The sequence below is a fragment of the Wenzhouxiangella sp. XN79A genome (genome assembly GCF_012272825.1).
Classification (GTDB): Bacteria; Pseudomonadota; Gammaproteobacteria; order Xanthomonadales; family Wenzhouxiangellaceae.
This window is the reverse complement of sequence record NZ_JAAWWS010000122.1, coordinates 32,458-53,659: the sequence shown is the minus strand read 5'-3', so window position 1 is coordinate 53,659 and position 21,202 is coordinate 32,458. Positions and strand designations below refer to the sequence as shown.

The 21,202-nt window shown below is 69.5% G+C and carries 16 protein-coding genes; 10 read left to right on the top strand and 6 right to left on the bottom strand.

All coding sequences use genetic code 11. From position 1 onward, the window contains the following. Nucleotides 1-4: 4 nt before the first annotated feature. The 4 genes from pheT to rpmI are packed head-to-tail and all read right to left on the bottom strand — an operon-like array spanning nucleotide 5 to nucleotide 4,015. Nucleotides 5-2,386 (bottom strand): phenylalanine--tRNA ligase subunit beta, encoded by a 2,382-nt coding sequence (gene pheT / locus HFP89_RS00815; RefSeq protein ID WP_168715739.1) that lies wholly within the window; start codon nucleotides 2,384-2,386, stop codon nucleotides 5-7. Nucleotides 2,387-2,425: 39 nt separating this feature from the next. Then, nucleotides 2,426-3,430, bottom strand: coding sequence for a phenylalanine--tRNA ligase subunit alpha (pheS, locus tag HFP89_RS00810; protein WP_168715738.1), 1,005 nt, complete (start codon nucleotides 3,428-3,430; stop codon nucleotides 2,426-2,428). An 18-nt stretch (nucleotides 3,431-3,448) separates the two neighbouring features. Next, nucleotides 3,449-3,805, bottom strand: coding sequence for a 50S ribosomal protein L20 (gene rplT / locus HFP89_RS00805; protein ID WP_168715737.1), 357 nt, complete (start codon nucleotides 3,803-3,805; stop codon nucleotides 3,449-3,451). Nucleotides 3,806-3,817: 12 nt separating this feature from the next. Beyond that, nucleotides 3,818-4,015, bottom strand: coding sequence for a 50S ribosomal protein L35 (gene rpmI, locus HFP89_RS00800; RefSeq protein WP_168715736.1), 198 nt, complete (start codon nucleotides 4,013-4,015; stop codon nucleotides 3,818-3,820). 276 nt (nucleotides 4,016-4,291) lie between these two features. Between rpmI and HFP89_RS00795 the strand changes: the two genes are divergently transcribed. From HFP89_RS00795 to murB, 9 genes are all read left to right on the top strand, one after another. Beyond that, entirely contained in the window at nucleotides 4,292-5,017 is a 726-nt protein-coding gene (locus tag HFP89_RS00795; RefSeq protein ID WP_168715735.1) for an SOS response-associated peptidase, read from the top strand. Next, complete coding sequence (locus HFP89_RS00790; RefSeq protein WP_168715734.1) at nucleotides 5,007-6,140, top strand: ABC transporter permease; 1,134 nt, start codon at nucleotides 5,007-5,009, stop codon at nucleotides 6,138-6,140. Before HFP89_RS00795 ends, HFP89_RS00790 begins: the two co-directional genes overlap by 11 nt. Further along, nucleotides 6,137-6,907: an ATP-binding cassette domain-containing protein gene (locus HFP89_RS00785; RefSeq protein WP_346775171.1), complete on the top strand. Its 771-nt coding sequence runs from the start codon at nucleotides 6,137-6,139 to the stop codon at nucleotides 6,905-6,907. Before HFP89_RS00790 ends, HFP89_RS00785 begins: the two co-directional genes overlap by 4 nt. Before the next feature lie 9 nt (nucleotides 6,908-6,916). After that, complete coding sequence (locus tag HFP89_RS00780) at nucleotides 6,917-7,882, top strand: MlaD family protein (RefSeq protein WP_168715733.1); 966 nt, start codon at nucleotides 6,917-6,919, stop codon at nucleotides 7,880-7,882. Beyond that, nucleotides 7,879-8,535: an ABC-type transport auxiliary lipoprotein family protein gene (locus tag HFP89_RS00775; RefSeq protein ID WP_168715732.1), complete on the top strand. Its 657-nt coding sequence runs from the start codon at nucleotides 7,879-7,881 to the stop codon at nucleotides 8,533-8,535. Before HFP89_RS00780 ends, HFP89_RS00775 begins: the two co-directional genes overlap by 4 nt. Nucleotides 8,536-8,761: 226 nt before the next feature. Continuing rightward, nucleotides 8,762-10,288 (top strand): aldehyde dehydrogenase family protein, encoded by a 1,527-nt coding sequence (locus HFP89_RS00770; protein WP_168715731.1) that lies wholly within the window; start codon nucleotides 8,762-8,764, stop codon nucleotides 10,286-10,288. Nucleotides 10,289-10,352: 64 nt separating this feature from the next. Beyond that, the gene (locus HFP89_RS00765; protein WP_168715730.1) at nucleotides 10,353-10,712 is read left to right on the top strand and encodes a DUF4190 domain-containing protein; all 360 of its coding nucleotides are present in this window, start codon (nucleotides 10,353-10,355) and stop codon (nucleotides 10,710-10,712) included. Nucleotides 10,713-10,715: 3 nt separating this feature from the next. After that, on the top strand, nucleotides 10,716-11,744 hold the full coding sequence (locus tag HFP89_RS00760; protein ID WP_168715729.1) for a quinone-dependent dihydroorotate dehydrogenase: 1,029 nt from the start codon (nucleotides 10,716-10,718) through the stop codon (nucleotides 11,742-11,744). Continuing rightward, nucleotides 11,734-12,747, top strand: a complete 1,014-nt coding sequence (gene murB / locus HFP89_RS00755; RefSeq protein ID WP_168715728.1) for a UDP-N-acetylmuramate dehydrogenase — start codon at nucleotides 11,734-11,736, stop codon at nucleotides 12,745-12,747. Before HFP89_RS00760 ends, murB begins: the two co-directional genes overlap by 11 nt. A gap of 7 nt (nucleotides 12,748-12,754) precedes the next feature. Here the strand turns inward: murB and HFP89_RS00750 are convergent, their stop codons facing one another. Together HFP89_RS00750 and HFP89_RS00745 are read right to left on the bottom strand one after the other, a co-directional pair. Continuing rightward, nucleotides 12,755-15,595 carry a sialidase family protein gene (locus tag HFP89_RS00750; protein WP_168715727.1) on the bottom strand — a complete coding sequence of 947 codons (2,841 nt, stop codon included), beginning with the start codon at nucleotides 15,593-15,595 and terminating at the stop codon, nucleotides 12,755-12,757. A gap of 157 nt (nucleotides 15,596-15,752) precedes the next feature. Continuing rightward, nucleotides 15,753-18,575, bottom strand: coding sequence for a hypothetical protein (locus tag HFP89_RS00745; RefSeq protein ID WP_168715726.1), 2,823 nt, complete (start codon nucleotides 18,573-18,575; stop codon nucleotides 15,753-15,755). A gap of 132 nt (nucleotides 18,576-18,707) precedes the next feature. On the opposite strand from HFP89_RS00745, the gene HFP89_RS00740 reads away from it, so the two are divergent. Next, nucleotides 18,708-21,191 carry a zinc-dependent metalloprotease gene (locus HFP89_RS00740; protein WP_168715725.1) on the top strand — a complete coding sequence of 828 codons (2,484 nt, stop codon included), beginning with the start codon at nucleotides 18,708-18,710 and terminating at the stop codon, nucleotides 21,189-21,191. Nucleotides 21,192-21,202 lie beyond the last annotated feature (11 nt).

The window sequence follows — 21,202 nt, the reverse complement described above, 5'->3', positions numbered from 1 at the left end:
TCGGTCACCCTCTCAAAGATACTCCGTACGTCTGGTTCAGCGCCGCCATCACGTCCGTGACGACCCGGTCGGCGTCCTGGTCCGTAAGAGTGCGCGAAACATCGCGAAGAATCAAGCCTATAGCGATTCCTTTGAAGCCTGATTCTATGCCCTTTCCTTCGTACGTGTCGAAAATAATACACTCACGCACCCGGTCACCGCCGACCTTTTTCGCGACCGTGACCAGCTCGGCCGCGGCGACGTCCTCGGGCACCGCAAGGGCCAGATCGCGCCGGACCGACGGGAACCGCGACAGACCGCCGTACTCCGGCAGCGCGCGGGACCGGATCGGCGCGAGTTCAAGTTCGGCGACGAACACCGGATGCGCCAGGCCCAGCGGATCGACCAGCGCCGGATGGAGCTGGCCGAGGGTCCCCGCCGTCTCGTCGTCGATCAGGACCTCGGCGGACTGCCCCGGATGCAGCCAGTCCCGTCGTGTCGGTCGGAACACCACCTGCCCATGGCCCAGGCCGGCCAGCGCAAGCATCTGTTCGACTTCACCCTTGAGGTCGAAGAAATCGAAGTCGCGCCGGGCCGCGGTCCATGACTCGCCAACGGCACGCCCGGCCAGCGCCAGGCCCACTCGGTGCGATTCCTCGAACCCTTCGGCGCCGACCCGGAACACGTGGCCGGTCTCGTAGAGCTTGATCCGGGCCTGCTGCTTGCGCAGGTTGGCGGCCACGGTCTGGACCAGGCCGGGAACCAGGCTGGTGCGGAGCACGCCCATGTCCTGGCTGAGCGGATTGGCGAGCGGCTGGGCACCGGCTGCAAGGCCGAACCGCTCGAGCAGCTGCTCGCCGACGAAGCTCCAGCTGATGATTTCCTGGAACCCCCTGGCCTGCAGTCCTGCGCCGATCGCATCGATCGGAGTTTCGGACTCGCTCGCGACTCGCGCGCGCAGACGGCCACCCGGGGCCCGCACCGGCAGTCGATCGTAGCCGACGACCCGGGCGATTTCTTCGATCAGGTCCTCTTCGATGGCCAGATCGCGTCGTCTCGATGGCGGCACGACGGCCCACGGCACCGTGCCGTGATCGACCGCCATGCCCAAGCGCTCGAGCACCTCGCGCATCCGGTCCGGGTCCAGCACAGTACCCAGCACCCGATTGACGCGGTCCGGCCGAAGCTCGATCCGCGGACGCGCCGGCAAGGCCTCCGTGTGCGTGCGGTCCAGCACCGGCCCGGGCGTGCCGCCGGCGATCTCGACGATCAGCCGGGTTGCGCGTTCGATCGCGAGCTGCTGCAGTTCGGGATCGACGCCGCGCTCGAAGCGATGCGAGGAGTCGGTGGCCAGGCCGAAGCGCCGGGCCTTGCCGATGATCACCGCCGGATCGAACCAGGCCGATTCGAGCAGGATGTCGCGGGTGTCGTCCTGAACCGAGCTCGGGCGTCCGCCCATGATGCCGGCCAGCGCAACCGGCCCGCCATGGTCGGCGATGACCAGCAGCTCCTCGTCGAGCTCGATGGTCTGGTCGTTGAGCAGCTCCAGCGTTTCGCCTCGGACAGCGCGACGGACCCGGATGCCGCCGTCGAGGCGGTCGAGGTCGAAGGCGTGCATCGGCTGACCGAACTCGAGCAGTACGTAGTTCGTGACGTCGACGATCGGTCCGAGACTGCGCACACCGCAGCGTTCCAGGCGCTGAACCATCCACGGCGGCGTCGGCGCGCTCGGATCGACGCCCTCGATGACCCGGCCGACGTAGCGCGGGCAACCGGCACCCTCGGCGAGCTCGATCGAAACGATCCGTGACCCGGCGGTCGCAACCGCGTCGATCCGGGGCGGGCGCAGCGTGCCGGCGCCCAGCGCCGCGAATTCCCCGGCAATCCCGCGGATCGAGAGGCAATCGGCCCGGTTCGGCGTCAGGTCGAGCTCGATCGCGTGGTCCGGCAGCCCCAGCGCGCGATGCAGCGGCATCCCGATTTCCAGGTCGTCGGCCAGCTCGAGCAGCCCCGATGCGTCTTCGCCGATCTCCAGTTCCGGCGCCGAACACAGCATGCCGGCCGATTCGACCCCGCGCAGCCTGGCGGCACGGATCTTCAGGCCGCCCGGCAGGCGGCTTCCGACTGTGGCGACCGGTGCGCGCAGGCCGGCGCGGGCGTTCGGCGCGCCGCAGACGATCTGGAGCGGCTGGTCGGCGCCGATATCGACCGAGCAGACCTTGAGCCGGTCGGCATCGGGGTGCGGCTCGCAGCGGTCGATTCGACCGACCACCACGCCGTCCAGATCGCCGCCGAGGCGGACGAGCTCATCGACTTCGAGACCGGCCGCGGTCAGGCGCTCGGCCGCTTGCTCGGCCGTCAGTTCGGTATCGACCCACTCCGTGAGCCATTGATAGCTGAAACGCATTGCTTTTCCCGTGATTCCGCTGTGCCGGCCCTGGCCCGCTCAGCGGAACTGGGCCAGAAACCGCAGATCGTTGTCGAAGAACAGGCGGAGGTCGTCGACCCGGTAGCGCAACATCGCGAAGCGCTCGACCCCGAGACCGAAGGCGTACCCGGTGTAGCGCTCGGGATCGATCCCGCAATTGCCGAGCACGTTCGGATGGACCATGCCGCAACCCAGCACCTCCAGCCAGCGACCGGCGCTGCCGTCGGCGTTGCGCCAGCGGATATCGACCTCGGCCGATGGCTCGGTGAACGGGAAGTACGACGGCCGCAGCCGCATTTCGAGGTCGTCCTCGAAATAGGTGTTGACGAAGGTCGCCAGCATGCCCTTGAGGTCGGCGAAGGTCACGTCCTCGTCGACCAGCAGTCCCTCGACCTGGTGGAACTGCGGGGTATGGGTCTGGTCCGAATCGCTGCGAAACACCCGCCCCGGAGCGACGATCCGGACCGGCGGCGCCTGCTCCTTCATGACCCGGATCTGGACCGGCGAGGTGTGCGTGCGCAACAGCCGGCCGTCCGGCAGGTAGAAGGTATCGTGCATCGCCCGGGCCGGGTGATGCTCGGGGAAGTTCAGCGCCTCGAAGTTGTGGTAATCGTCCTCGACCTCGGGTCCGTCGGCCACGGCAAACCCCAGTCCGCGGAAGATCGCGAGGATGCGCGACATCGCGCGCGACACCGGATGCGGACCGCCGGGATCGACGGCACGCCCCGGCAGGGTCACATCGACGGTCTCGGAGGCCAGCCGTTCGTCCAGCGCGGCGCGTTCGAGGTCGTGGCGGCGCGCCTCGACGGCGTCGGCCAGTTCCTGCTTCAGGGCATTGACGCCCTGCCCGGTCTCGCGTCGCTGCTCCGGTGGAAGCTGACCCAGCGCCTTCAGCTCGGCGGTCAGCCGACCCTTCTTGCCGAGCCAGGCAACGCGAACGTCGTCGAGGTCGCGCAACGACGACGCCCCGGCCACGGCGGCCAGGGCGGTCGAGCGCATTTCATCGAGGTCGGGGGCGGCCATGACTGCCGGACCGCCCGATCAGGACAGGTGGGCCTGGGCTTTCTCGGCCAGCGCCTTGAAGGCGACCTTGTCGTTGACGGCCAGCTCGGCCAGCATCTTGCGATCGATGCCGATCTCGGCCTTCTTCAGCCCGTTGATGAAGCGGCTGTACGACAGACCGTGCTCGCGGGCCGCGGCGTTGATCCGCTGGATCCACAACGCACGGAACTCGCGCTTGCGGGTCCGGCGGTCGCGATACGCGTACTGACCGGCCTTGATGACGGCCTGCTTGGCGACGCGATAGACCTTGCGGCGGGCGCCGTAATAGCCCTTGGCCCGGCTCAGGACCTTGCGGTGACGGCGGCGGGCAACCACTCCACGTTTTACTCGTGCCATGTCTCGTTCTCCTTAGAGCTTGGGAAGCATCTTGCGAATGGCCTTTTCGTCGGCCTTCGCGACCATCGACGTCGAGCGCAGGCGACGCTTGCGCTTGGTGTCCTTCTTGGTCAGGATGTGGCTGTGGAAGGCGTGCTTGCGCTTGATGCGCCCGCTGCCGGTCTTGCGGAAGCGCTTGGCCGCGCCCCGGTTGGATTTCATCTTGGGCATGTGCAACTCCTACGAATTGAGATCGGTCGCAGTTTTCATCGATGCCTTCGCTGCAGCGGCGTCGCGCATGCCGGTCGGATGAGATCCGCCCGGTCGGCCCGGCGCACTTGTCGTGCCCACGAGCTGCAGTCCGGCTTGTTGGTTGAGCAAGCCCCTGAGTATATCCCGAGGCATGGCTGCGTGTCCATGCAAGGGCGTGTTTTTCGAAACTCCGGCCGCTTCGGGCTCGCCCGGTACAATCAGTTCGTTTCTCATCGGCAACCCGAGGGAGCAACCATGTGCGGTCGTGTCGGCCTGGCGTTCGACTGGAAAACGGTCTGGGGCTTCCTGTCGCTGCCGGGCGAGCCGCCGGCCGGGGGCGAGGCGCGCTACAACGTGGCGCCGAGTACGCGGACCCGGGACGGCGTCGACTGGCGAACCCTGCCGGCGCTGCGCCCCGGTGCCGACGGCGGTCGCCGGGTCGATGCGCTGGTCTGGCCACTGATCCCGCACTGGCTCGACGACGAACTGCCGAAGTACGCCACCGCCAATTGCCGGACCGAACCCGGCCGCTCGTTCACCGAGACCGTCGGTGGAAAACCGGCCTTCCGCAGCGCCTGGCGCCGCAACCAGCGCTGCGCGGTGCCGATCGGCTGGTTCTATGAATGGGATCCGCGCTCGCAGCCGCGTCAGCCGTGGCGCGTCGCTCCGGCCGGCGCACCGATCCTGGTGCTTGCCGGCCTCTGGGACCGCAGCACCGACGCCGCCGGCACCACCCGCGAAAGCCTGACGCTGCTGACCACCGAGCCGAACGAGACGCTCCGCTCGATCGGCCACCATCGCGCTCCGGTGCTGCTCGGTCCCGGCCAGCTGGACACCTGGCTGGACGCGCCGCCCGCCGAAGCCGAAGCCGTGCTCCGCCCCCCGCCGGACGATGCCCTGACGGCGCAGCCCGTCACCCGGCGGGTCAACAACCCGGGGTACACCGGCGACGACCTGCTCGAGAGCGACGATGCCGGCTGAAGCACACACCGAACGCGGTCCCGGCCTGCGTCGGGCGCAAGGCGACGACGGCGACCGGATCGAAGCCTTCGGCGACTGGACGCTGCTCCATGCGATCACGCTGGCCGACCAGGTCGAACGGACGGGCAGCCGCGCCGCCCGGCTGGACTTCCGCGGCATCACCCGGCTCGACGCCAGCGGCGCGCTGCTGCTGGAGCGGTTGACCGAACGCCGGGGCCAGACCGCCCGCGATGCCGGGCTTCCCGAACGATGGCAGCGCGTGTTCGAGGCCGTCGACCAGGCCTGCGACGACCGGCCGGCCGACGATCCGCCCGACGAACCCGCCTGGCGGCAGGTGCTGGAGCGAATCGGCCGGGCCACCGTCGAGATCGCGACCTCGACTCGCGAGCTGTTCGGCTTCCTCGGCCTGACCCTGCATCGACTGGTCCGCACCCTGCTCCAGCCGAAGCGGCTGCGCCTGACCTCGGTCGTCCACCACATCGAACAGACCGGGCTCGACGCCGTGCCGCTGCTGATCCTGCTGGCGGCCCTGGTCGGCGCGGTGATCGCCTTTCTCGGCGCAACGGTGCTGGCCGACTTCGGGGCCGAGTTGTTCGTCGTCGACCTGGTGGCCTTTGCCTTCGCCCGCGAGTTCGGCGTGCTGCTGACCGCGATCCTGCTGGCCGGGCGGACCGCCAGCGCGTTCTGCGCCCAGATCGGGATGATGAAATCGCGCGAGGAGATCGACGCGATCCGCATCCTCGGCCTGGACACCGTCGAGGTGCTGGTGCTGCCGCGCCTGATCGCCCTGCTGATCGCGCTGCCGCTGCTGACGTTCCTGGCCACCCTGGCCGGCCTGTTCGGCGGGCTGGTCGTTTCCGTGGTATCGCTGGACATCAATCTGTCGCTGTACATCGAGCGCGTCGAGCAGACCCTGACCCTGCGCCAGTACCTGATCGGCATGATCAAGGCGCCGATCTTCGCGCTGGTCATCGCACTGATCGGCTGCCTCGAGGGACTGCGCGTCAGCGGCACCGCGCAGTCGGTCGGCGAGCACACCACGACCGCCGTGGTCCGCAGCATCACCATGGTCATCGTGATCGACGCGCTGGCCGCGATCTATTTCATGGAGATCGGCTGGTGAGCGGCGGCGAGCCGGTCATCCGCGTGCGCGGGCTGGTCAACCGCTTCGGCGCAGACCTGGTCCACGACGGACTGGATCTCGACGTGCCGCGCGGCGAGATTCTCGGCGTGGTCGGCGGCTCGGGCACCGGGAAATCGGTGCTGATGCGCTCCATCCTAGGCCTGCGCCGGCCGACCGGCGGTCGGATCGAGGTGTTCGGCGAACGCCTCGACGACCCCGAGATCGCCCAGCAACGAATGGCCCGGCGCGCCGGCGTGCTGTTCCAGGACGGCGCGCTGTTCTCGTCGCTGAGCGTCATCGAGAACGTCGAACTGCCGATGCGCACGCAGTATCCCGACCTGCCGCGACAGCTCCGGCGCGATCTGGCCCGTTCGAAGATCCAGCTGACCGGCCTGCCCGATTCGGCCTGCGCGAAGATGCCGTCCGAACTCTCCGGCGGCATGCGCAAGCGCGTGGCGCTGGCCCGCTCGCTGGCGCTCGAACCCGAACTTCTGTTTCTCGACGAACCGACCGCCGGCCTCGACCCGATCGGCGCGGCCGAGTTCGACCGCCTGCTGCGAACGCTGCAGCAGGCGCTCGAACTGACCGTCTTCCTGATCACCCATGACCTCGACACGCTCTACGCGATCTGCGATCGTATCGCCGTGCTCGCCGATCACCGGGTGCTGGCCAATGCCTCGCTGGACGAGGTCGAGCGACTCGATCACCCGTGGGTGCGCGACTATTTCCAGGGCCCCCGGGCCCGCGCCGCCCACCCCAAGCGCTGAGGAACCACGATGGAAACTCGAGCGAACTACGTCATCATCGGCGCCTTCACCTTCGGCGTGGCCGTGGTCGCCGTGCTGTTCGGGCTGTTCACGGCCCGCTACACGACCGATCGCGCCTGGGATCGCTACGAAATCGTGTTCGACGAGTCGGTGATGGGCCTGTCCAACGGCAGCGCAGTGCTCTACAACGGCGTCAATGTCGGCCGCGTGACCGACATCGGCCTGTATCCGGGCGACGCACGCCAGGTGCAGGTCATCGTCGACATCGAGTCGGACGTGCCGATTCATACCGACACCGTCGCGACGCTGCGACTGACCGGGTTGACCGGGACCGCGGCCATCCAGCTGACCGGCGGCACGCCCGGCTCGCCGATGCTCGAAGCGCCCGGCCGACAGCTGCCGCGGATCCCGTCCAACGCCTCACCGTTGGCAAGGCTGCTGGAGTCGTCCGAGGGCATCGTCGTGACCGCCAATTCCGTGCTCAACCAGCTCGGCCAGCTGCTGGAGGCCGACAACATCGAGCGCGTCGAGCAGACCCTGGCCGCGCTGGAGACCTTCAGCACCGGCCTCAATCGGCCCGACCACCCGTTGAACCGGGCACTGGCCGGCGCCGCGGCGACCGGCGAGGACCTGCCGGCGCTGATCGAGCGGCTGAACGAGGCCGCCGCGCGCTTCACCGAGACCGTCGATGCGATCGATCGCGGCCTGGTCCGCGACCTGCCCGAAGTCAGCGAGCGCCTGACCGGCACGCTGGCGCGGATCGAGTCGCTGGCCGGCCGACTCGACCGGATCGTCGCGGCCAACCAGGACGATCTCAGCCGCCTGGGCGGGGTCGGCATGCGCCAGGTCGGCGGCGGCCTCGATGACCTGCGCCAGTTGATTCGCCAATTGTCCGGCCTGATCCGCGAACTCGAGCAGGACCCGTCGGGCTTCCTGCTCGGCGGCGAACGACCAGAGGAGTATTCGACGCCATGATCCGTTCCGTCCCGAAGGCCGTTCGACTGAACAGCCTGCCTTTGCTCATCGCCGCGCTGGCCGTTTCGCTGGGTCTTGCCGGCTGCTCGGTGCTGCCGGAAAAGGTCGCGGTGCAACAACTCGACCCGCGCATCGACGGCGTACCCGGCGCACACGGGCCGACCCGCCCCGGACGGTTGGGCCTGCCGCGTCCGGAAGCCGATCCGGCCCGCGACGCCAACCGGGTGCTGGTGCGAACCGCCGGCGGCCGCCTGCAGGTGCTGCCGCAGCTGCGCTGGGTCGCACCGGCGCCCGACCTGCTCCAGACCACGCTGATCCGCTACCTTCGCGACGCCGAGCTGTTCTCCGATGTCACGCCGAGCGCTTCGCTGGTCGATCGAGCCCTGTTCATCGACCTGCGTCGCTTCGAGCTGGCCGAAACCGACGATGGACTGGCCGCGGTCATCGAGCTGGATGCGCGTCTGCTCGACGCCGACAGCGGCGCGCCCGTGGCCCGGTTGCGTATGCTGCACCAGGCCCCGCTGGCCTCGGCCGGGGCGACCGAGGTGGTCGCCGGCTTCGAGGCCGCGTTGGCCGACCTTGCCGGCCGGATTGCCGATCGACTGGCCGACCGAACGGCCGACCGGAGCACCGCGAATCCGCCGTCGGACTGATCCGGGGACGCGTTCAGGACAACCCGGCACACACCGCCCCCGCCATCGGCCCCGGCTCGGTGGTCGTTCGACCCGAGGGCCGCTGGCTCGTCCCTGTGCACGCCCGGACCGCGGCGTTCGATGCGATAATGGCGGGATCATCCGGTCGTCTTCGCGACCCCGCGCCCCCGAGGCCGGGTCTTCCGATGGCCGGCGCACCCGTTTCAAGCATCCTGGAGGAACCCGCATGGGCCATCGCCATATTCTCGACAGCCTCGGCCTGAAGGCCGACAACCCCGGTGCCTGCTTCGGTCCCGGCCGGTGGTCGACGACCACCGACGCCGGCACGATCGAATCGATCAATCCGTCCACCGGCGAGGTCATCGCCCGCGTCCATGCCGCCTCCGAGGACGACTACGAGCGGGTCATGCAGCAGGCCGTCGAGACCGCACGGGCCTGGCGCCAGGTTCCGGCGCCGATCCGCGGCGAAGCGGTGCGTCTCGTCACCGAAGCCCTGCGCGAGTACAAGGACCCGCTCGGCAGCCTGGTCTCGCTGGAAATGGGCAAGATCAAGCCCGAAGGCGACGGTGAGGTCCAGGAAATGATCGACATCGGCGACTTCGCGGTCGGCCAGTCGCGGATGCTGTACGGCAAGACGATGCACTCCGAGCGTCCGGGCCACCGCATGTACGAACAGTGGCACCCGCTGGGCGTGGTCGGCGTGGCCACCGCGTTCAACTTCCCGGTCGCGGTCTGGGCCTGGAACGCGCTGCTGTCGGCGGTCTGCGGCAACGCTACGGTCTGGAAGCCCTCACCGAAGGGCGTGCTGTGCTGTGCCGCGGTCCAGAACATCGCAAACAAGGCACTCGAGGGCACCGATTTCCCGCCCATCTTCACCAGCTTCATGGAAAACGGCCACGCGCTCTCGCAGAAGTTCATCGACGACGAACGCGTCGATCTGATGTCGTTCACCGGTTCGTCGAAGGTCGGCCGGATGGTCGGCGAGCGGGTCGCCGCGCGAATGGGCAAGAGCCTGCTCGAACTGGGCGGCAACAACGCGATCATCGTCGACGAAACGGCCGACCTGAAGCTGGCCATCCCGGCGATCGTGTTCGGAGCGGTGGGCACGGCCGGCCAGCGCTGCACCAGCACGCGACGCCTGTTCCTGCACGAGTCGATCGCCGACGACGTCATCGCCACGCTGGTCGACGCCTACCAGCAGGTCCGGATCGGCGATCCGCTGGACGAAGGCACCCTGATGGGTCCGCTGACCGACCAGGCGGCCGTCGACCGGTACACGAGCGCGCTCGATCGGGCTCGCGAGGCCGGCGGCGAAGTGCTGACCGGCGGCAAGCAGCTGGACCGGGACGGCTTCTTCGTCGAGCCGGCCATCGTGCGTGCCGAAAACCACTGGGACATCGTCCAGGAAGAAACCTTCGCGCCGATCCTCTACGTCATGACCTACTCGAAGCTCGAGGACGCGATGGCCATGCACAACGACGTCCGCCAGGGGCTGTCGTCGGCGATCTTCACCACCGACCTGCGCAACGCCGAGTTCTTCCTCGGCCACCTGGGCTCGGACTGCGGCATCGCCAACGTCAACATCGGCACCTCCGGCGCCGAGATCGGCGGTGCGTTCGGCGGCGAAAAAGAGACCGGGGGCGGTCGCGAGTCGGGTTCGGATGCCTGGCAGGCCTACATGCGTCGCCAGACCAACACCATCAACCACTCCACCGAACTGCCGCTGGCCCAGGGCATCAAGTTCGACCTGTAACGACTCCGGTCCCGGTCGCCGCGCGCGGCCGGGACCGATCCGAACGACCGCCGGGAGCCGTCGCATGGCCGCATCTTCAGAGACCCACCCGTTGGCGCTGCTCAGCCTGATCTGCGGCATCCTGGCCTGGGTCGCGTTCCCGATCCTCGGCTCGCTGGTCGCGATCGTCGCCGGGCACGCCGCCCTGAACCAATCGAAGCGAGAAGGCTTCGAGGTCGGCGGCGCGGGCCTGGCCCGCGCCGGCCTGATCCTCGGTTGGCTGCAGATCGGCCTGATCGTGCTGGTTGCCGCCTTCTGGATTGCACTGGCCCTGCTGGCCGGCGCGTTGACCGGTCTCGGAGTCATCGTGCTGGTCGTGCTCGGTGTCGCACTGGCCGCCGCCCTGCTCGGCCTGATGGCGATGTTCTTCGTCGGCGGGGTCTGAGCCGTGTACGGCTGGCTGCGTCGCGGGCTGTTCACCCTGCCCCCGGAAACTGCCCACGACGTGGCGCTGAACGCGCTGCGATTGGGCGGCCGCTTCGGCGCTGCGCGACTGATCGCGGGCTGCCCGGTCGCCGCACCGGTCGACCACCTCGGGCTGACCTTCCCGAACGCGGTCGGCCTGGCCGCCGGGCTGGACAAGAACGGCGACTTCATCGACGCGCTCGGCCAGCTCGGCTTCGGCTTCATCGAGGTCGGCACCGTGACGCCGAAGCCGCAGCCCGGCAACCCGAAACCGCGGATGTTCCGCCTGACCGGGCACGAAGCGCTGATCAATCGCCTGGGCTTCAACAACAAGGGCGTCGATCACCTGGTCGAGCGGCTGAAGGCGCGGCGCTTCGCCGGCCCGGTCGGCGCCAACATCGGCAAGCAGAAGGAGACCCCGGTCGAGCGCGCGGCGGAGGATTACCGCTACTGCCTCGAACGGGTCCACCCGCACTGCGACTACATCACCGTCAACATCTCCTCGCCGAACACCGCGAACCTGCGGGCGCTGCAGGACACCGGGCCGTTGCGCGAGCTGCTCGCGGAGCTCACGGCCGCGCGCGACGCCCTGGACGCCGAGCACGGCGTGCGACGTCCGATGCTGGTCAAGATCGCGCCCGACTGGAGCGACGAAGCGCTCCATCCCTCGCTCGAGGTCATCGCCGATTCCTCGATCGACGGCCTGATCGCGACCAACACCACGCTGGCCCGCGACGCCGTGGCCGGCAGTCCGCACGCCGCCGAAGCCGGCGGACTCAGCGGTGCACCGTTGCTCGATGCCGCGAATCATGTGCTGGCCAGGGCCCGCGACGTGCTCGGCCCGGACCGCACGATCATCGGTCTCGGCGGCATCACCCGCGCCGAGGACGCCGTCGCCAAGCGAGCCGCCGGCGCCGACCTGGTGCAGCTCTACACCGGTTTCATCTATCACGGTCCGGCGCTGGTCCGCGCCTGTGCGCAGGCCCTGGCCGAGACCGGCGATGACGGCTGAGCTCCAGCGCAACGCGGATCTCGGGCCGTTGAGCACGTTTCGTCTGCCGGCCCGGGCGGCCGAGCTGGCCGTGCTCGACGACGTGGCCGACCTCCCCCGCCTGCTCGATACCGAACGCGAACTGCTGCTGCTCGGCGGCGGCAGCAACACCCTGTTCGTCGGCGATCCGGCCGGGCGTGTGGTCCTGAACCGGCTCCTCGGGCGACGTTTCCACGACCTCGACGCCGACCGCGTGCTGGTCGAAGCCGCCGCCGGCGAGGACTGGCACAAGCTGGTCGAGGACGCCGTGGCGCGCGGCCTGTGGGGACTGGAGAACCTGACCCTGATTCCGGGCAGCGTCGGCGCCGCGCCGATGCAGAACATCGGCGCCTACGGCGTGGAGCTGGCCGACCTGCTCGACGCGGTCGAAGTGTTCGATCGGGCGACCGGGCAAACCGGCTGGATCGGCGTCGCCGACTGCGCGCTGGGCTACCGGACCAGCCGCTTCAAGAACGAGGACCGTTACGTGCTGCTCGCCGTCCGGCTCGTCCTGACGCGCAGCGCCGGCCCGCGGCTCGACTATCCGGCGCTGGCCGAGGCGCTGACCGGCCGATCGCCGGCGGAACTTCGACCCGCCGACGTGGCGAACGCAGTCATGGGCATCCGCCGGAGCAAGCTCCCGGACCCGGCCCTCCGGCCGAACGCCGGCAGCTTCTTCAAGAACCCGGTGGTCGACGCCGCCAGGGCCGATGAGCTGCTGGCCCGCAACCCCGAACTGCCGTGCTGGGAGATCGACGGCCGGAGGAAGCTGTCGGCCGCCTGGATGATCGATCGATTGGGCTGGCGCGGCCGCTCGATCGGCGGTGCGCGGGTCTACGACCGTCACGCGCTGGTCCTGACCAACGACGGCAGCGCGACCGGCGCCGACGTGCTCGCGCTGGCCCGCGCGATCCGGGACTCGGTCGGTGAGCGCTTCGGCGTCACCCTCGAGCCGGAACCCCGCCTGGTCGGCGGGGCCCTCTGATCGGTCCTTACTCGGCTTCCATCGAGTCGGCGAAGAACGCCTCGGTCAGCTGCTTGGCCGCACCCTGGAACACGATGATGCCGTCGTCCGGCGTCGCATCGCCGATCGCGCCATCGGCCACCGTGAAGCTCCAGGTGCTGCCGCTCACACTGGCCGGTTCGATGTCGAACCAGGCCGTGGTTTCCTGATCGGGAAACGCCAGTCCGTAACCGCGGATCCGCCAGCTCGGATCGTCGTCGAAGCTCCGGGTGTGGTAGACCAGCTGCACTTCGGCTTCTTCGCAGTCCGGAATCCGCAGGTGAAGCCCGCTGAACGGGGAATCGTAGGTCGCTTCGGACGGGACGCCGCTGAGCAGGCCGAGCCCGAAGCTGTTCTCGAGCCGATCGCAGGTCCCGGAAATCGGCGTGATGCTGGCCGTGATCGTGACCGGCGTGCCACGCGTCGCCGTCACCACCTGGGGCGAGGCCACGTCCTGCTGCAGTCGATCGAGCGTTCCGTCGCCGTTGCCGTCGCCGGGAAGTCCGCCGCGTGCGACGGCCGGTGCGGCGTCCTCGGTATCGTCGGTCGCGCCGTCGGTATCGCCGTCGGGCAGCGCGGTAAAGCTCTGCACGCCACGGGAGGTTCCGGCATGGATCAGCAACTCGGGCCCGGAATTGTCGAGCTCGAGCTTCAGGGCGACGGCCGTGCCCGGAAAACCGGTGCTCAGCGATGCCCAGCTGGCGCCGCCGTCATCGCTGACGAACACCCCGCCGTCGCCGTTGCCGAGCGGATCGACGACCGCGGCATAGACATCCCCGGTCACTGGGTCGACGGCCAGGTCGCGCACGTCCCGGTTGTCCAGGCCGGTGCCGGCGAACGACCAGTTCAGCGCGCCGTCGGTCGACGTGTAGACCGTCCCCAGCGCGCTGTTGGTGAGATCGTTGATGGATGCATACAGGTGCCCACTGGTCGGATCGATCGCCAGCGAGAGAACATCGGCCGAGACGGCCCCCGGCGCCGTGCTGCCGTTCGCCCGCGGCAGTCCGTTGGTCACGTTGCTCCAGGTCGCACCGCCGTCGATGCTCTTGAACACCCCGTTATCGATCGTCGGCTCGGTCGCGGTGGGGCGCGAAATGAACGCGGCGAAGTACAGCGTGTTACCGCTGGGGTCGGTCGGATCGACGATGATCTGGACGCCCGAGGCGAAGATCACCTGGCCGGTGGCGGTGATCTCCCCACCGCCGATGCCCGTTTCGGAAGCCACCCAGGTCGTTCCGGCATCGGTGCTCTTGTAGATCCGGGCGGCGTCCTGGACGACGGTTCCCGGCATTGCCGAGTCCTGACGGAACCGGCCGCTGCCGACCGCGTAGAGCACCTGCGACTCGCCGCTCACCGGATCGGCCGAACCGGGATCGATCGCGATGTCGCGCACGGTCCCGAACAGCGAGAAGGCGAACGGCGCGGGCGTCAACGGAATGCCGTTGTCGATGGTCACCCAGTTCAGCCCGCCGTTGGTGCTCTTGAACACCCCCCCGTTGCCGGGGACGGTGACGCCCAGGTTATCGGACTTCGGGTCGAATCGACCGCCGGCGTAGATCACGTCGCTGTCGTTCGGATCGACCACCAGCGCTCGGAACTGGTCGGCGTCCAGCCCCGCGTTGGCCGTCGACCAGGTCGCGCCGTTGTTGACGCTGCGGAAGCCGACATAGGTCGCGCCGAACGAATCGCTGACGCCGGCATGCACCCGATCCAGGGTATTCGACGCAACCGCACGGATCTGCTGCGCGGTAAAGCCCGAAATCTGCGGAACGAAGGTATCGAGCGGCGGCAGCGCGTTGCGGCGGTAGACGCCGTTGGTGAAGGAGCCCGCCAGCTGGATCGAAGGGTTGAAGGGGTTGTAGATCACGTCGCTCGAGCGCGCCGGCTGCAGCAGGTCGTTGCCGACGAAACCGGACAGGACCTGGGTCCAGGTTGCGCCGTCGTCGGTGGTGTAGTGCAGGCCCTCGTCACCGGCCACGTAGGCCTCGGTGTTGTCGACCGGGTTCACCGAAATCCGGTTGCCACTGACGACGCTGGTCGCCGTCCAGGTCAGGCCGCCGTCGTCGCTGCGCGTCACGGGACCGCCGAAGGACGGGATCGCCCAGACCCGCCCCATGCTGCCGAATTCGAATTCCGCGATGGGCGCCTGGTCCCAGGGACAATCGACCGCGCACGGCACGGTCGTCCAGACCGTGGGCGGCGGCGGGTCGCTGAGGTCACCGACCCAGATCCGATGATCCGAAACCCCGAAGTCCGTTGCGGTCGCAACCAGCACGCGATGCGGAACGGCCGGGTCGGCTGCGATCGCCTGGATGAACAGATCGTCCGGTTGAACGATCGGTGCCGAGGCCCGCCAGGTCAGGCCGGAATCCTCCGTGATCAGGACACGACCATCGGACGCCGCGGCGTAGTAGGTCCCCGGCAAGGCCGAGGAGGCGGCAATGCGGCCGATCGATTCGGTGCCGAGCAGGGCCGCTGGCGGCGAACGATCCTGCCAGGTCATGGCGCCGTCGTTGCTGTACCAGATCTTCGAGGAATTGGACGCCAGCAGCCGGTTGGCCGCGGTCCCGCCGTGGACCAGCTGGAACACGCGACGATTGATGCCGGCGCTGGCCTCCGACCAGGTGGTGCCCCCGTCGATGCTCTTGAAGACGGTGCCGTTGCCGAGCGCGTAGAACTCGTCGGCGGTGAACGGCGAGGCCACCAGCACGTCAGCGCGGCCGCCCGCGGGCCCGCTGGACGTCCACACGCCGGGCCCCGCCGAGGACGGGTCGGACCAGGCCAGAAGGATCAGTGCAAGCGGCAGGCAGAACAGAAGTCTGGATTTCATCGAACTCTCCTCGAGACGGCGGACGCGCGCACGATCGGCTCGAACACAGCGACCGCCGCGCCCCAAAAGGTACGTTGCTTTCATTAAAGACGCAAACGGCGGGCAGAACCAGCCAGTGCGCCCGGCTCACGGGCGAAGATCCGTTCGACCGACGGGATCATTCCGGCTCCATCCCGTCGCGAAAGAACCGTTCGGCCAGCACCTTCACCGCGGCGCGGACGGTGATCGCGCCCGGTTCCTCGTCGGCGTCCCCGGCCCCGCCATCCCGCACCGTCAGCGTCCAACGGTCGCCGCTGACCACCGCGTGCACGGCCTGCCAGCCGAGCCGCTGCGAACCAGAGGGGTCGAATTGCCATGCCCGCACCGCCGTGGCGGGGTCCGGAAAGGCACGGCCGTGATGAATCCAGGTCAGCTGGGCCTCGGTACAGTCCGGCAACCGCCAGCCCAGGCCGCCGAACGGGTCGTCGTGACTGCGCTCGGCGGGCACGTCCGGCCAGGCCGCCAACGTATCGACCTGTTCGATCCTCGAACAATCGCCAGCCAGCGGAACCACGGCGAGGGTCCGGTAGTCATCGCCGCCGCGCAGGCCTGCCACGTCGACGAGCAGGCTGGCCACCGAGGACTGGGCGGCGTCCGGCACGGAATCGCCGTTGCCGTCGCCGGAGTTCGGCGCCGCCTGCTCGACCGCGTCCGGCGCGCCGTCGATGTCCTCGTCGGGCGCCAACGACAGCGCCCAGACACTGCGATCGGTACCGGCGTAGAGTCGGTCGGCCGACGCGTCCAGCCACAGTCGGTGTGCGCCGAGCAGGCGCGGGAGGCCCGACCCGAGCGCGCTCCAGCCAGTGGCGCCGGCAGGACGTACGAAGACGCCGCCAGGTCCCGGGGCGTCGACAGCGGCATAGACATCGCCGCTCATCGGGTGCACGAGGAGGTCGCGGACCTCGCGGCCGACCAGCCCGACATCGGCCCGGGCCCAGCTGACCGCGCCGTCGACGCTGCGATACACCGAGGCCGCGACATCGTCGTCGTAGACCGCCGCGTACAGCGTCAGACCGGTCGGATCGGTCGGGTCCTGGGCCAGCGCCGAGACGTCGGCCGTGGCGGCTGCGGGATCATCATTGAACCCGGGCAGACCGGTCGAGGCCGCGCTCCAGCTCAGCCCGCCGTCGCTGCTGCGGAAGACGCCGTTCGGCGTGCTCAGCGGGGTCGGATCGTCGAGGTCGTCGAACAGGCCGTCCACACGAGCGGCCGCATACAGGGTCCGGCCCAGCGGATCGGCGACATCGACGACCAGGTCCACCACCGAGGCCCGCGCCGAGAAAAGGCCGAATCCATCGGGATCCGGCACGATCTCGACCCCGCCGAGGCCAGCGTCGGCGCCGCTCCAGTTCGTGCCGAGGTCGATCGTGGAATAGATTCGCGCCGCTTGTTGGGTAAAGCCGCCGGAACCATCCGGGACGAAACTGCCGACCCCGCCGGCCCACAGTTCGTTGGAGCCGATCCGCGGTGAGGCGGCCAGCGCGTTGACCGGCGCGAAGCGCGGATTCCCGAGCCCGCCATCGGCCGAATCGTCCGGCAGACCGCCGTCGGTCACCGTCCAGGTTGCCCCCGCGTCGTTGCTGCGGTACACGCCACCGTCGGCCCCACCGGCGCTACCGAAGCCGTCCGGCGACGTCCGGTTGGTGCCCGCGGCATGGACGCGGAGCGAATCATCCGGATCGAGCGCGAAATCCAGAATCTCGTCCGGCCCGATGCCGTTGCCGGCCGGACGCCAGCTCGATCCGCCGTCGCTGCTTCGATACAGAACCTCGGCAGCACCGAGATCGCCACGCCGCACACCGGCCAGCAGCGCCGACCCGACGGCAACGACAGCACCGGTATCGAGCGCGTTCAGACCGACCCCGACCCGCACGAACGTCGAGCTGCCGGCAGCACTGCGCTGCATGACGCCATTGCCCTCGGTGCCGATCAGAACCCGATCCGGCGCACCACGATCCCAGGCCGGCTGCGTGGTCTCGGCCGGTTCGCCGAGGCTGTTGCCGGGAATGCCGGCAACCACGTCGGCCCAGACCGCCCCGCCGTCGGAGGTCTCCGACAGGCCCACCCGGCCGCCGACCGCAGCGCGGTCGGGATCGCTGGGGTGCGGTTCGATCCATTGCCCTGCACCCCCGGCAACCGGCGTCCAGCTGGTGCCGTCGTCATCGCTGCGTGCGGCGCCCTGCTCGGTCACGAGCCAGAGCCGGCCGCCGGGTGAGAAGCCCAGATCCTCGATCGGATCGCTCTCCCATGGACAGCCGGATGCACAGCCGATCAGGCTCCAGCGCGTGCCACCGCCGGTGACCCGGTACAGGCGATGATCGGCGCGGGAGCCCAGGAAATCCCGGTAGGCGACGAACAACTCGTCCGGCCGGATCGGGTGGCTGTCGATCGCATTGATGACCCAGGGAAACGCAAGGCCCGAGCCGGGCGTCCTCGTCCAGGTCCGGCCGGCGTCGCTGCTGGTCAACAGGTCGCCGTTGAACAACGCCACGTGAACGCGGCCCGGCACGGTCCTCGAGGCAACGGCACGGTACAGCACGGTGTCCGACGGAAGCAGGGCCGCCGGCGGGGTCCGATCCTGCCAGCTCAGGCCGCCGTCCATCGATGCATGCAGACGCCACCAGCCGACCAGGTAGAGTGCGTCGGGGCCGGTCGGGCTGGCCAGTAACGGGCGTCGCACCGAGGGGCCGAACCAGGGCTCGGCCAGGCCGCTGCTTCGCTCCGACCACGTCGCACCGCCGTCGGCGCTGGCGAAGATCCCGCCGGAGGCCAGCGCCCACTGCCGTCCGGCAGCGAACGGCGAGGCGGTCAAGGCATCGATCCTGCCGCCCGCCGGACCGAGCGGCATCCAGCTCAGCCCCGAGCCGAACGACGGCGGACTCAGCAGGGTCAGGATCATCAGCCCGGCGATCCGCCGGGACCGGCTGCTGTTTCGATCCATGGTCATCGCCTCGCGTGTCGCGCACACTGGTCGTGGTGGCGTCCTCCAGCAAAGCAAACGGAATCCACCGCAAAAACGCGCCGCGGGCCAGCTGGGGCATACTCCGGCCAGGCTTTTTTCACCGGATCCCGCATGCTGCGCACTCTCCTGCTCCCGCTGGCCCTGCTGGGCATCATGGCTCTCGCAACACCGTCGCCGACCCGGGCCGCCGAGCCCGGCGACGGCAGTGCGTCGTTCGACGATCGCATCGACGGGCTCGAACGGACCGCCGGGTTCCTCGAAACCTACGTCGACGAAGACCGCGGCCTTGTGCTGCTTGCCCTGCCGCCGGTCACCGATGACGGTCCGCGGATCCGGTTCATCCACGCCCTTCGCCTGACCCGCGGCCTCGGCTCCAACCCGCTCGGTCTCGATCGGGGCTGGGGCAACAGCGGGCGGATCCTGAATGCCCGCCGGATCGGCGACCGAGTGGTGTTCGAGGCGGAGAACCACCGCTACCGCGCAGAGACCGCCAACGGCCTGGAGCGCGAGGCCGTGGCCGAGTCGTTCGCCCGTTCCTTCGTGTGGGCCACCGAGGTGCTGGCCGAAGCCGACGATGGCCGGGTGCTGATCGATCTGGGCGGCTTCCTGACCCTGGACGAACTGGGCCTGGCCCGGCGGCTGTCGGCGGACGGCGGCGCGTTCAAGCGGGCCGACGACCGCTCGCTGCCGGACACGAGCTCGCTGCTGGTGTTTCCGGACAATGTCGAGATCGACGTCTGGATGACGTTCAGCGGTGACGAACCCGGCGCCCAGGTCCGGGCCACGGCGGCCGACCCGAACAGCGTCACGCTGATCCAGCACCACAGCTTCGTCCGACTGCCCGATGCCGGCTATCGAGTGCGCGAGGCCGATCCGCGCTCGGGCAGTTTCGAACGGGCCTTCCGCGACTTCGCCGCGCCGCTGGACGAAGCGATCGTTCGCAGCTACGCGGCCCGCCAGCGGCTGCAGTACGTCGAACCCGGCAACCCGGCCTCGGGCATCGATGAGCCGATCGTGTTCTACATCGACCCCGGCGCGCCCGAGCGGATTCGCGAGGCGCTGCTCGACGGCGCAGGCTGGTGGGCCGAGGCCTTCGAGGCCGCCGGATTCGCGGACGGCTTCCGGGTCGAACTGCTGCCCGAGGATGCCCATCCGCTCGACATCCGCTACAACGTGGTCCAGTGGGTCCACCGCCAGACCCGAGGTTGGTCCTACGGTGGCGGCGTCATCGATCCGCGCACCGGCGAGATCATCAAGGGTCACGTGATTCTCGGCTCGCAGCGCGTCCGCCAGGACCGGATGATCTTCGAGGGCCTGGCCGGCGTCGAGGCCACCGGCACCGGCCGTGACGACGACCCGGTCGAGCTGTCGCTGGATCGCATCCGTCAGCTGTCGGCCCATGAAATCGGCCATGCGCTGGGCTTCGGCCACAACTTCGCCGCCTCCAGCAACGACCGCGCCTCGGTCATGGACTATCCCGCACCGTGGGTGGACCTGCGCGGCGGCCGGCTGGACTTCAGCCGGGCCTACGACCAGGGAATCGGCGAGTGGGACATCGTGACCACGCGCTGGCTGTACTCCGAGTTCGCGCCGGACGTCGACGAGTCCGCCGCGCTGGACGCGATCCTGGCCGAGGCCTTCGAGCGTGGCCTGTGGTACATCGCCGACGAACACGGCCGCGCGGTCGGCAGCGCGCATCCGGAGGCGTCGGTCTGGGACAACGGCGCCGACGCCGTCGACGAACTGCGTCGGGTGCTCGAGGTCCGCGCCCATGCCCTGGCGCGCTTCGGCCCGGACCGGATCGCCGACGGCCGTCCGCTGAACGAGCTCGGCGAAGTGCTCGTTCCGATCTACCTCTATCACCGCTACCAGGTCGATGCGGCTGCCAAGTCCCTCGGCGGCGTCCGCTTCCGCTACGCCCGGCGCGGACGGTTCACGCCGCCGCCGGCGCCGGTTGCCGCCGCCGACCAGCTGCGCGCGCTCGACGCGCTGCTCGACACGCTGTCGCCGAAGGTCCTCGACCTGCCGGACCGGCTGTTCGAGCTGCTGCCGCCCGGCACGCGCGGGTTCGGCTTCGACGAGGCATCGCCGGAAACACTGGCCTCGCGGACCGAACCGGCCTTCGATCCCTTCACGGCCGCCGAGACCGCCGCCGACATCACGCTGGCCGCGCTGCTCGATCCCCGGCGAGCCGAACGACTGGTCCGCCAGCACGCCCTGCAGGCCGATCTTCCGTCGCTGGAGCAGGTGATCGATGCCATCGAGGAGCGTGTGACCGACGCGCTGCGGCGTCCGGACGATGACCGGGCCCGGGTGCTGGCGCAGCGCGTGGCGGCGCGCTATGCCTCGGCCCTGACCGGGCTGGACGCCGGCTCGGCGTCGATGGAGGTGCGGGCCGCTGCGCGGGCCGGACTGGTTTCGCTCGGCAAGCGCCTGCCTCGGCCGACCGATCCGGCCTTCGCCGCGCTGCTGCGTGCGCAGATCGTCGGCCACCTCGAGCGCCCCGCCCCGCCGGCCGAACCCGTCCCGGACGGACCGGCGATCCCGCCGGGCAGCCCGATCGGCAGCGCCGAGGGCTGCTGGCACTGCCGCTGAACGGACCGACC